11 protein-coding genes and 1 riboswitch are annotated in these 11,811 nt (G+C 45.1%); of the genes, 2 read left to right on the top strand and 9 right to left on the bottom strand.

Annotation, left to right across the window (positions count from 1 at the left end; all coding sequences use genetic code 11):
- Positions 1–14 precede the first annotated feature (14 nt).
- Positions 15–121: riboswitch (SAM riboswitch) on the bottom strand.
- A gap of 60 nt (positions 122–181) precedes the next feature.
- The 3 genes from JO154_RS02690 to JO154_RS02700 form a co-directional block, all read right to left on the bottom strand.
- A complete protein-coding gene (locus JO154_RS02690; protein WP_291941620.1) occupies positions 182–1,147 on the bottom strand; it encodes an NAD-dependent epimerase/dehydratase family protein in 966 nt (321 codons plus the stop codon).
- Between the two features lie 34 nt (positions 1,148–1,181).
- On the bottom strand, positions 1,182–2,750 hold the full coding sequence (gene treF / locus JO154_RS02695) for an alpha,alpha-trehalase TreF (protein WP_291941622.1): 1,569 nt from the start codon (positions 2,748–2,750) through the stop codon (positions 1,182–1,184).
- A gap of 88 nt (positions 2,751–2,838) precedes the next feature.
- Positions 2,839–4,098, bottom strand: coding sequence for a YdcF family protein (locus JO154_RS02700; RefSeq protein WP_291941624.1), 1,260 nt, complete (start codon positions 4,096–4,098; stop codon positions 2,839–2,841).
- Between the two features lie 230 nt (positions 4,099–4,328).
- On the opposite strand from JO154_RS02700, the gene JO154_RS02705 reads away from it, so the two are divergent.
- On the top strand, positions 4,329–6,479 hold the full coding sequence (locus JO154_RS02705; RefSeq protein ID WP_291941625.1) for an ATP-binding protein: 2,151 nt from the start codon (positions 4,329–4,331) through the stop codon (positions 6,477–6,479).
- Positions 6,480–6,513: 34 nt separating this feature from the next.
- Positions 6,514–7,206: a uracil-DNA glycosylase family protein gene (locus JO154_RS02710; protein ID WP_291941626.1), complete on the top strand. Its 693-nt coding sequence runs from the start codon at positions 6,514–6,516 to the stop codon at positions 7,204–7,206.
- Between the two features lie 80 nt (positions 7,207–7,286).
- Here JO154_RS02710 and JO154_RS02715 read toward each other — a convergent pair whose 3' ends face one another.
- From JO154_RS02715 to JO154_RS02740, 6 genes are all read right to left on the bottom strand, one after another.
- Positions 7,287–7,511, bottom strand: a complete 225-nt coding sequence (locus JO154_RS02715; RefSeq protein ID WP_291941628.1) for a hypothetical protein — start codon at positions 7,509–7,511, stop codon at positions 7,287–7,289.
- A gap of 30 nt (positions 7,512–7,541) precedes the next feature.
- On the bottom strand, positions 7,542–7,829 hold the full coding sequence (locus JO154_RS02720) for a hypothetical protein (protein ID WP_291941630.1): 288 nt from the start codon (positions 7,827–7,829) through the stop codon (positions 7,542–7,544).
- 6 nt (positions 7,830–7,835) lie between these two features.
- On the bottom strand, positions 7,836–8,135 hold the full coding sequence (locus JO154_RS02725) for a hypothetical protein (RefSeq protein ID WP_291941632.1): 300 nt from the start codon (positions 8,133–8,135) through the stop codon (positions 7,836–7,838).
- Positions 8,136–8,257: 122 nt separating this feature from the next.
- Complete coding sequence (locus JO154_RS02730) at positions 8,258–9,124, bottom strand: SDR family oxidoreductase (protein WP_291941634.1); 867 nt, start codon at positions 9,122–9,124, stop codon at positions 8,258–8,260.
- A gap of 157 nt (positions 9,125–9,281) precedes the next feature.
- Positions 9,282–10,301 carry an aminotransferase class I/II-fold pyridoxal phosphate-dependent enzyme gene (locus JO154_RS02735; RefSeq protein WP_291941636.1) on the bottom strand — a complete coding sequence of 340 codons (1,020 nt, stop codon included), beginning with the start codon at positions 10,299–10,301 and terminating at the stop codon, positions 9,282–9,284.
- Positions 10,302–10,313: 12 nt separating this feature from the next.
- Positions 10,314–11,771, bottom strand: a complete 1,458-nt coding sequence (locus tag JO154_RS02740; protein ID WP_291941638.1) for a cobyric acid synthase — start codon at positions 11,769–11,771, stop codon at positions 10,314–10,316.
- Between the last annotated feature and the right edge of the window lie 40 nt (positions 11,772–11,811).

An 11,811-nucleotide genomic window follows, 5' to 3' on the forward strand; every position in this document is an offset into this window, starting at 1 on the left:
AAAACTTTGTATCTGACTTATCTTCCCTCGCCGCGGCGAGGATGGATGCAGCACCTTTCACTGGTGGTGAAGGTTGCTAAGGTATCATCGGGCCATTTCCCTACTCCTTTCTTGATAAGCAACTATGAAAGAACTGGTGCAAAGATACAGCGGAAAATCAATTCACCAAATTTATTTCCTACTATTTTTGTGGACTAGTAATTCCAGCCGCGGTAACGGTCTCCTGAATTCCTTGCTGGTAAGACGTTGGCGTGAACTGAAAATATTTTTCAAATTTATCGGAATTGAAATGGTAAGGATAGTTGTTTTGATACAACATTTCTACCATTTCTTTAATGGTACCGTCAAAGAGGCCAGTGATGGTGAGCATGAATTTTCCCAGATTCATGTGTTTGGCTTTTACATGCATTGCGTCTGCAAACATTTGCACATATTCTTTGCCGGTAGGGGCCGGAGAAGCTGTAGGGAGATGCCATACCTGGTTCCAACTGTTTGCATCCTGTAATAGGCGATACATGCCAACACCCGCGTCTGGGGTATAGGTATAGCTGTGAGGCAGATCATCCCGGCCTATCCACATAGGGGTGCTCTTGGTTTTGAATTTATCCATTATCAGGATATTGAGGAAGCCGGTCTTATCTGCCTTGGGGCCATAGAAATCAGCCGCCCTAGCAATACTAGCGGTGATGTTACCTGCTTGTACTTCGTCCATCAATTGACGGGCGATACGGGCTCTTACGGCTCCTTTTTTACTAGCAGGATTGTAAGGCGTGGTTTCCACCATCGGGCCATCTACTAACCCATACGAGTATACGTTATCGAAGAATAATAATTTAGCGCCTGTTTCCTTACAAGCACGAATCACATTATTCATGATAGAGGGCCAGGCAACAGACCAGACCTTGATATCGTATTTAAGTCCTGCGCAAAGGATCACATAATCGGAACCTTTTACTGCCGCAATCGTTTGTTTTTCATCTGTGATATCTGCGGCTACAAGATCTGTAATGCCTGCGTAGGATACTGGATTCCGACTAACAAGTCGCACCCGGTGGCCATTAGCAGCCAAGTGGTTAGTGAGTTCATTGGATATTATACCTCCTGCCCCCAGGATGGTATAAAGGGGTTGCATAGTTTGGTCTGGCATAATGATGATTTGAGTAATGCAAAGAGACAGATAATTACTGAATATCAAGATTAATTTTTCGTGAGAGGAATTCTAACAATACGCCATTAGTCCAGCCAAATCCATCCTGGAGGGCATACTCCCCTCCTCCGGCTGGCAAGTGTAGATCCTGTACATTGTACTTCTCCAACAATTTACCAGTGTTTTTAAAAACGGAGACATTTAGTGTCGTCCATCTCCTGGCAATACTATCAGCGAGACTGGTTTGCATGTAATATTGTAATCCAATACAAGTAACATACTGCAACGGAGCCCATCCATTGGGAGCATCCCATTGCTGATGATTATTCACCCTTGTTGTAACCAAACCTCCGGGCGCTAGCAAATGCTCTCTGATAAATGAGGCCATAAGAGGTCGTTCCATTTCTTGCTGAGTTGCCACTCCACAAAATAAAGCAAATGCACCCGCCAGGGTAACCGCAGGTGTTTGCTGTTGGGTTTTCCAATCAAAATCATGATACCAGCCAGACATGGTATCCCTACAATAGGCAAGAATAGCATCTCTTCTACTCCACGTCTTTTGCCAATATATTTTAGCAGAATCATTTTTTTGCTGGAGATTGTATCCGCGGCAGATCATCCATTCCAATTGTTTCATCAAACAGTTCAAGTCCACAGGAATGATATCAGTGGTATGAATTGTTTCCAGTCGCTGCGGGTCTTTGAACCAGCGACTACTAAAGTCCCAACCAGATTCGGCAGCAGCCCTGATATCTCGATAAAACTCCTTGGGATCTCTGTTTGCTCCTGCTGCCGCCAGCACATCTTCTCGATAGGATTCTTCTCTTGGCTGATCACTAGTGTCCCAATAACGGTTCAGTACTTCCCCTGATTTTAATTTCACCACATGCGCATAAGCACTACCAGGTTTTAGACTATCGGCGCCTTGCATCCAGAAGTTATATTCCTTCAGCATTTGCGGTAAATATCGTATCACCACAGAATCTCCTTTCACTTGGGCCAACAGCGCCACCATCAAAGAGAATAATGGCGGTTGAGAGCGGGTTAGGAAATAGGTACGATTTCCATTCGGAATAAATCCAAAGGTATCAATAAGCCATGCGAAATTATCCACCATATTGGTCATCATATCATATTTCCCAGCGGCTTTCAGTCCTAGCATGGTAAAGTACGAATCCCAATAGTATACCTCCCGGAAGCGGCCACCAGGAACGATATAGGGATGAGGGAGTTTAATCAGGGAAATACTTCCGTCTGCCACTGGTTCCCGGCGCAAAACCGTCCAGAGGGTATCTATGTGTTTGCGGATGCCAGCACTGATATCACTGTGGTAAGTGTGGGCTTGAGAGACTGGCATCTCAAAATAGGTATCTGTAAATGATTTCAGGTTAAAATCCGGCTTATCTTTTAAGAGCTGATAAGCATGCATGATGGAATCTGGGGAGACTTTCGGCTTTAGGTCCGGGAAGGTTTTCCCGTCGGGGTAGATCCTATTCATTTGGACCGCTTCAAACAATCCAGGATAAGTGGTGCGGGGCGTTTTATACTGTGCCTGCGCAGCATTCAGGCAAATCAACAGAAAAGGCAACAACCATTTTTTCATAACGTAGCGTTTTCTTAAGTCAGTAAAGGGTATACTTACTAAAATAAGCTTTTCGTCAGGAAAAACGGTTGTTGCCCCCATACTATTATCACGGATCCAGTGGATCACGGCTATCCGCCTGCAAAGCACTCAGATCTGGGAAAAAGCTGATGCTGGTTTCACTGACACTCTGCGACTCTTTCATTGGCACATAACCCAACTCCTGCCGGCATCGCATATCGAATATTTTTGTAGTAATATACGTGAGATGCATGTTATCCGACACACAAAGCATCCGCTTATCCATGGGTATCCCGCTACGGAACATGATCCTGACAGCGTTTCGTATATTCGTGGTAGTATGCCTTGCATATGGGTCTACGATCACGGCATATGCCGGCACTCCTAAACTGTCTACCAAGTATTTCTTCATCTCTATACCTTCTGCAAATGGCGTCAGGAAAGGATGTACATGGCCTCCGGAAACGATGATAAATGGTGCTTTTCCACTTTTATAATCCGCTACACCTGATTTACAACGGTTCTTTCCCGCATCACTGATATGCTCTATATTGCCTGGCCCTGCTCCCAAGATGAGAATAGCTGAATAGGGATATTTACCCCATTTCGTTTTCTTTATTTTCTGATAGGCATCCTTATTGAGCTTCGTCAGTGGCTCATATCTGCCGGCTTCATCATGATGGTTTAGTTGCAATAAGGCCAGAGATAAGTCCAGGGAGGGCTCAAAGAAAAACGAGGCATGCGTGTCTCCCCCTTGCAACTTCTCCAACAAACCATTTACACTGGCAAAATATTCAGGCGATTTTACCCAATAGGCAGCGGAATCTATTTTAGGATATCGGAACCCTTTATTTTTCGTATAGGCGTCCAGGATATAATTGACCCCATTTGCTGCATCTTGCCAGGCCGATTTAAGCAGGGCGCTATCACTCTCATGAATATAAAGTTGATACATTCCGCTGCTGCGCATCGCCTGCATCATGGGCGCCATTTCGCGCGGATGGGTAGTCAACAGTTGATTAAGGCGCATCGCCACAGATGCCACGTCCTCCCCGGAAAACTGAAAAGGACGCACCATTGCATAGACATCATTGCCTGCCGCCGAAGCTGGCCTTGCCAATCGCTGGTTGAACTGCTGCCCTACCCGCACTAGTAAAGAGTCTGTAGTGATGAGCTTACTCAGCACAGGCTGCTTTTCCATCAGGGTAAAGAGATAAAAATTTTTGTCTTGTACTGCACTAGGCCCGGATAAAAATGTATACTGAGGGTCTGGTGCAGTCGTCTGTGCCATGGCAGTAAACCCCGCCATCACCAGGCAAATGACTATGATTCTTCGTTTAAATCGCATATACAAGATTATATGATAATTGTGAATTTACAACTGCTTAATTTCAAATTTATCCATTTCTTAATTTAATAAATTTTCATAATGCATATATATCTGTAATACATATCTACCTAATCCCTAAATAACTGTAAAACAAATGATTAGATAAAAATTCGATTGCGTCATCAGGCTCAAAACGCTTATTTTTACGCCGGAAAAAACACATGTTAGCCAAGCGCAATTCTTGACCCATGCACAACAATCACGAGAGGAAGACATTTGTCCGATTTGCTGTACTGACCTTGATGATCATTGTAATGATCAGCCTCTTTATGATCATCTTTTTCAGAAAGAGAACATCCGAACAACTGGGAACTATTATCCGGGAAATGGGCACTGGCCATACCAGTATTGTCTATCTCGATAGAGCCACACAGTTGTTATACAAGGCAGATAATAATTTTCGGTTGTATACTGTTACATACGATAAAAAGTACTTTAACAGTTATCGCGAGCAATTAAATGGGCTGAAATTACAGCTCGATAGTGTGATGTTGGACAGCGTTAGTACAGGTAGTTTGCATAAACTACTCAACTACAAATCTGATAAAATGGGGATCTTCCTGCAATGTAGTCAGCAGTTGGATTCGTTACTCCAAATCCAAGAAGATTGGAAGCCAGCCGCTGTGTCGCTCCCAGTACAGGTATTGGGCAAATTGGTAGCGCAGCAAAAAGTGCAATCCGATACCATTGTGACCACAGAACAGGTAACCAAAACCAATAAAAAGAAATTATTCGGTCGGCTGAAAGACGCCATCACCAATAAGTCCAGCGTTCACCAGCAGCATAACCAAGTAAGTGTAGTACATCATAATAACACTGCCAATAACAATAACGGGGCTATTTCACAGTCGCAGTTACAGCAGATGCAGGCCTCCTACGACCAGTTGCTGAATGAAGCTGCCAAGAGCAGGTTTCGGATGAACGCAGCGGAGCAGGACCTTGTAGCTACTAGTAGTCGTTTATTCGATCAACTGGAAACCTTGCTGCAGAATGCCCGTCGGGCCATGACAGATGCCATTATTGCCAAACAAGCGGAAAAAAAGGCAGAAGCCGGTTCTGCACTGTACTCCATCTGGCAGCAAAGCTATTGGGAAATCCCCCTGATACTCCTCCTGGCAGGCATTATCATCTATGGCATGATGCGCCTCTATCGCTATGATCTTGCCTTATTGCGCTCCAAGCAACAGGCAGAGCGCCTCGCCCGACAGAAAGCAGAATTTGCTGCTACTGTTAGTCATGAACTGCGTACGCCTATTCACTCCCTGCTTGGTTACAGCCAACAACTGAACCGCGAATACAAACCAGAAACGGTGTCTGCTATTCGTACCGCCGCTGAAATGCTGTTGCAAGTAGTGAATAACGTATTGGACTATACGAAAATTGAAACAGAGAAACTGGTTTTAAAGCAGGAGAAATTTTCTCCTCGCACTGCCATAGAAGAGGTTTGTGAAGGACTCCGCGTACAATCGGATATGAAGTCGCTCATCATGACGCTCAACATCTTCTTCCCTACCAGCCTGCAAGTATCCGGCGATGCCTTCCGCCTGAAACAAGTGATCACCAACTTGGTAGCCAATGCGATTAAATATACTGATAACGGGGAGATCACTGTTACTGCATCTGTTAGGAATACAGATAACAATACCTGTTTGCTCGAAGTATCCGTTACGGATACTGGTATTGGTATTCATAATCGGGATTTACCGCAACTCTTCGATGCGTTTACCCAAGCCGATCAGAACGATGCCAATGCGCACAAACGTATTAGCGGTTCAGGTCTGGGGCTGCATATCGCCAAAAAAATAATTGATCTACATGAAGGTAAGATTCATGTAAAAAGCATACATGGCAAGGGTTCTACCTTCTTCTTTGAAATCAAATATCCCATGGTGGTGCATAGTCCGGCTACCCGTAAAATTACGGTGCCCGTTAATGCCGCCAACCAGGAAGCACCCAGAACCTCACTGACACGCATACTCGTAGTTGAAGATAATGTGCTTAATCAAAAGCTGTTATCTCTCATGCTGGATCGTATGCAGGTATATTACAAAGTGGTATCCAATGCGGAGGAAGCCCTCGTACAATTCGGGTCCTTTACTTTTGATATGGTATTCTCCGACATCGATCTTCCGGGCATGGATGGGCTGGCATTAGCCGCTAGGATACGTCAGTGGGAAGATAAAGAGAAAGCTGCCGTAAAAATAGTTGCCATTACTGGTAATATTTTGGAAGATGATGTGGCCAACTACCTCCGCTCCGGCTTCAATGATTATATCTCCAAGCCTTATCGGGAAGAGGATATCCTGGAGAAAATCCAGTTGTTTGGTATGATGGCGTGAATGGACTAACTTAAGCCGCTAAATTCGTTATCGCTTGACATTCGCAGACCGTATTATCGCATTCAATAAAACGCTCCATTTCGAAGGCAAACTGCCCACAGGTATTCGTGTGATGAATCCTTTCCAGAACAACAAGGAAATCGTGGGCATTATGACCTCCTTTTACAAAAAGTACTACGACGATCATCAGCCAAGGCAGATCATCTTTGGCATCAATCCCGGCAGATTAGGCGCTGGTTCTACCGGCGTACCATTTACGGATACCCAGCGAATGGCTACTGTGGGCCTAGAAATCAAGGGGTTTAAAACCCATGAACCGTCTTCTGTATTCGTTTATGATGTCATTAATGCCTATGGAGGCCCGGAAAAGTTTTATCGGAAGTTTTATATTACGAGTATATGTCCCCTAGGATTTACCGCCGAAAAAGGGGAAAAGGAAGTCAATTATAACTATTACGATAGCGCGGCGCTCACCAAAGCTGCTACCCCGCTCATTCTAAGCAGCATGGCCAGACAACTGGCATGGCCTGTCAGCCACGAAGTATGTTACTGTATGGGCACAGGCAAGAATGCGGCTTTCCTGCAAGGGTTAAACCAACAACATCAATTTTTTAAGCACGTGATTCCAGTGGAACATCCTCGATTTGTCATGCAATACAAATCGAAAACCAAGGATGCTTACATCAAAAAATACCTGGAAGCTTTCCGGGAGTATGATCAATTATAGACTTGGTGCGAAAGTACTGCGGGGAACTGTGATAAAATCGCCACACCTCCTGTGGAATTCCACACCAATGGCTGCAAAATTCAATCGGTGGCATTCTTGATATAATCCGCAATCATATTCAGTAGACTGATATGCAATCGATGCCCTTTGGAGGTGGCGCCTTGGGCTCGGAGATAACCATCGTCGTCTTTTTCCATCGTAATTTCCTCACCGTCAATATCTACGGAATACATTTCGTGACCTGGAGTACCGGCAGGTTTTACATAAAAACGGCCGGAGGGGGTCTTGATTATAAATGGCTGCATGGGACACGTTTTTAAAAAACGATGCAGAAATCAGGCCGAAAGAAAATTGTAATACTTGTACCAGACCATTTCAAATTCTTCTTGGGAGAGGTCTTCTGCTACGAGTTGACTATTATGATTCAGGTCTTTGGGTTGGGGCACAGGTTCCACGCTGAGGGCAGTACCCCCAAAGTTGAAATTACTGTTCGCAATGCCAAAACTACCGTCCGGGTATAGTTCTATCTTTCTGCATTCAAAGCGGAGTTCATCCAGTTCGCTGTATTGGATCTCTGCTTCGTCATCTTCCCGGTTTAACCAATAAATCCTGACATAATGCATGGAGTATCAGATTTTTTCCAGCTTGCACTCCCAAACATGGTTGTGCTGCAGGGGACTTTCAATGACTACCCCTTTAATTTTGTAAGTATCACCCTCTTGCTGTATGCGTTCTCCCACCTGGGGAGCGCCTGCATCGTTGAATTGTACGGTAGCCATAATGCCGAATGACTTATAGCTGTTGATTTTCACGATGTCGGCAGAGCGTAACACTGCAGGGATAGTTTTTTTCCTGTTTACATTCCTGTACAGAAATACTCCAAGGATGAGAGAAGCGGCTAGGGCGGTTAATAATAAAGGAAACACCACGATAAACTAGGTTTAGCTGTTGACGTTGACATAAGGCATAACAAATTAAAAAATATTTCGCATTTAACGTGCAAATAAATACTTAAAACTGTATGCCCTCATCTAAGCCTTTTCTAAGCTTATCAAGCTTGCTCTGAGCCTTGCTTTTGTACTAGTGCCTTTGAATGAACATCCAAGAACTGCAAAGGATCATCGTACAGGAACGAATAGCCCAGCATCTCTTTCAGCTTATTGTTGCTAATGATTTTCCAGGACGCTTCTTCCGAATCCTTGCGGGTAGGACGATGCAGCCCATACCAGTCAGCCACCGCGGATAAATAATCGTACTTCAGCGGGTGCGCACTGGCACAAGCGTTAAATGTCTCCCCCCAAATATCTTTTTGTAATACCTGTGCAATAATACCGATGCAATCATCCCTATGAATCAGGTTGACCGGCATATTCAGTCCACTGGCCTCATCCAGCCTTGCTTGCGTTGCAGGGAACCGGTTATAACCTGCCAATCCACCGAAACGAATGACCACTGTATCCATTCCTGGCGCATGCAGGAATATTTGCTCCGCATCCAGAAGAGCTTGTCCGTTGGACTTATCCGCCGGTAAGCTACTGGTTTCATCCACGATATCATTCACATTGGGATACACAGCAGTCGAACTAATGAAGATCACTTTGCGAATAGCTGTTTGCAAAAGATGATCCCGCAAAGTGGCCATCTCATTGGCAAACACCTGTGGGCCTCTGTGCATACGTGGCGGTACATCAATCATTAGTACATCTGCCTCCCAGAAAGTATCTTCGGCAATAACCTGCCATTCCTCCAGCTTTACCAGGCACCCCTGTACGCCCAGGGCATTCATTTCTGCCACTCCTTCAGCGGTGGTACGGGAGCCTTTTACCATATAACCAGCGCCTGAAAGATGCTGTGCCAGCGGTTTCCCCACCCATCCACAGCCTAATATACTCACCCTTGGATACTTTGGATTATACATGCTTATTATTGCGTCATTTATCTGCTGTAAAGGTAAGATAAGTTGAGGCAGTGTGCTGCTTTCACGGAATATATAACTTCCGGGTGACACGTTTGGGGCGGCCATGGGCTTGATTTAGCAGGCAGGGAAAGATATAACGTTTAGGTCTATACGAGCTTTATATGACAGACCATTTTTTGAGGGCAGTGAGCAGCAACTTATTGTCCAATTCATTCCTACAGGTAATTCTGCATGATCCAATGGTTAAGCCCTCCATTTCTGATACGTCTTTTACTACAATACCATATTTTTCGATCAGCCAGGCATTCAATTCGGCCGATGTACCAGTTAAAGTCTCAAATAGAAAAAAATGAGTATAAGAGGGATATACTTTGAACTCCGCCATTTTTTTTATGTTCTCTCGCAGTTGATAGGCGTCTCCGAGCAGATTATCGAGGGGAAATTTGAATAATGCCGGATTCTTTTCTGTGAAAAGTCCTGCTGCCAAAGCCAACTGATTAACGGACCTGGGCGTTTGTAACAACCGAATTTTCTCCAGCAATGCCTTTTGAGCCAGTACATAACCTAGTCGCAGTCCTGGGAAACAGCCTATCCGGGCGGGCGATTGCAGAATAAATACATTGGGAAGTCGGTGTAGATGTGGGACTAAACTGGAAGCGTTGCGTGTAAAACGAATATAGGTTTCATCCACCACGAAAATACGTTTACGATTAGCGCTGATCAGGTGTTCCAGCCAGGCGTCTTCTACAACTTGGCCGTCGGGATTACCGGGATTACTAATGAAAAAAAGATCTGTTTCTACCTGGAGAATATCTGTCACTTTTTCGCGGGGCAAATGTCGGATTTGATGACCATACAAAGTGCAGGCAGTTGTATATTCCGGGATAGCTGGTCCTACGATGGTAGTGGTAGCACCGGCGAAAGCCTGTGCTATCAGGTAGATGGCCTGTGTAACGCCATTCGTTAGCAAAGCTGCCGTCAACTTGGCCTGTTTCTCCAGCAATGCCTGGAGCTCTGATTCGGCCTTATCTGGATAATCCACTACCCTATCGATAGTTGTGATGAGATAACTCTTAAGTTCTGGCCGTAATCCGCCATACCAGCTATCTGTACTGAAATCTGCCACTATCCTGGTATCCGCGGAAAAGGTATCGTTTCCTGTGTTGGCTTTCATCATACGGTGTTGTAATTAAATGCGCAATGACTTATAAACAGCTTCCACATCCAGATGTTCACGCATCAGTGCCGCTAATTTATCATATTGTTGTTGACGAAATTGGTGATAATCGAAGGTCATATTTTTTCCTTTCCCACATGCATGTAGGAGTTGTTTTATAACGGTATCGTTGTCCAGGATGCCGTGCAGATAGGTGCCCCAGCATTGTTCGGAGAGCCAGTAGCCATCAGGCGTACCATCCGAGAGAATATTCACCGGAGATGGTTGTGGAGACACGGTTCTACCCATGTGGATCTCGTAGCCGCTGCAAAGGGTCGTGTCTCCCCTAAACTGAAAACTACGTTGTAAGGTAACCTTATCTTCTTCCAGTACCGTGGATATAGGCAGGATGCCGAGTCCGGGCACTGTAACAATGCTTCCTTCTATGCCAAATGGATCTGAAATACGGTTTCCCATCATCTGATAGCCACCACAGATGCCTATCACCACTTTCCCTTGTTCTCTGGCCTGTAAAATGGCCGCTGCTGTGCCGTTATTTCGAATGCCAATGAGATCGGCAATGGTATTCTTACTCCCCGGCAGAATGATGATATCCGCCGCCAATATTTCCACTGGATCATCCGTATAAAAAAGATTGACGGAGGGATATTTCTCCAAGGCATTGAAGTCTGTAAAATTGGACATATGGCGGAGCAACACCACGGCCACATTCACACCATGACTGGCCAATCGGCGTTGCTTATGCGCTAATGCCACTGAGTCTTCTTCTTCGATATGGATATCGCGGAAATAAGGCAATACGCCTGTAACTGGAATCCCTGTCAGTTGCTCCAGTTGACGCCGGCCATCGTCAAAGAGCTGGCTGTCTCCCCGAAACTTATTAATAATAATGCCTTTGACTAACTCCCGATGATCTTTTGGCAGCAGCTCCAAAGAGCCGTAAATACTACCGAAAATACCTCCCCTATCAATGTCTGCAATCAAGTATACTGCCGCATTTGCATGCTTCGCCATCCGCATATTCACAATATCCCTGGACCATAGGTTGATCTCGGAAATACTACCAGCACCTTCCATTACCACCGGAAAATGTTGCGCAGCCAAGCGGTCATATGCTTGCTTTACTTCTTCAAATAATGCGTCATTGTGCGTACTGGAAAAGTACTCCATCGCACTGCGATTTCCCGCAGGTTTACCATGTAGTACTAGTTGGGAAGTCTTGTCGTTCGTGGGTTTCAGTAATACTGGGTTCATATCGGTATGACAGTCCACGCCGGCTGCTTCCGCCTGCACCGCTTGTGCACGGCCGATTTCCAGTCCTTGCGCGGTAGCATAACTGTTGAGCGACATATTCTGTGCTTTAAAAGGAGCCGGATAATATCCATCCTGTTTAAATATGCGACAGAAGCCTGCTGTGATCACACTTTTGCCTACATCAGAGGCCGTACCTACAAACATGATACTTTTCATGTGAGCAAAAATAAAGATAACGTAGCTGCAAGACAATGAC

This window comes from Chitinophaga sp., from assembly GCF_019236475.1.
In the GTDB taxonomy this organism is placed as follows: domain Bacteria; phylum Bacteroidota; class Bacteroidia; order Chitinophagales; family Chitinophagaceae; genus Chitinophaga.

Excerpts from the sequence above, each read along its gene's own strand:
- JO154_RS02715 (WP_291941628.1), bottom strand. The coding sequence starts at position 7,511 with ATGCAGCCATTTATAATCAAGACCCCCTCCGGCCGTTTTTATGTAAAA.
- JO154_RS02740 (WP_291941638.1), bottom strand. The coding sequence starts at position 11,771 with ATGAAAAGTATCATGTTTGTAGGTACGGCCTCTGATGTAGGCAAAAGT.
- JO154_RS02690 (WP_291941620.1), bottom strand. The coding sequence starts at position 1,147 with ATGCCAGACCAAACTATGCAACCCCTTTATACCATCCTGGGGGCAGGA.
- JO154_RS02735 (WP_291941636.1), bottom strand. The coding sequence starts at position 10,301 with ATGATGAAAGCCAACACAGGAAACGATACCTTTTCCGCGGATACCAGG.
- JO154_RS02700 (WP_291941624.1), bottom strand. The coding sequence starts at position 4,098 with ATGCGATTTAAACGAAGAATCATAGTCATTTGCCTGGTGATGGCGGGG.
- JO154_RS02705 (WP_291941625.1), top strand. The coding sequence starts at position 4,329 with ATGCACAACAATCACGAGAGGAAGACATTTGTCCGATTTGCTGTACTG.
- treF (WP_291941622.1), bottom strand. The coding sequence starts at position 2,750 with ATGAAAAAATGGTTGTTGCCTTTTCTGTTGATTTGCCTGAATGCTGCG.
- JO154_RS02720 (WP_291941630.1), bottom strand. The coding sequence starts at position 7,829 with ATGCATTATGTCAGGATTTATTGGTTAAACCGGGAAGATGACGAAGCA.
- JO154_RS02730 (WP_291941634.1), bottom strand. The coding sequence starts at position 9,124 with ATGTATAATCCAAAGTATCCAAGGGTGAGTATATTAGGCTGTGGATGG.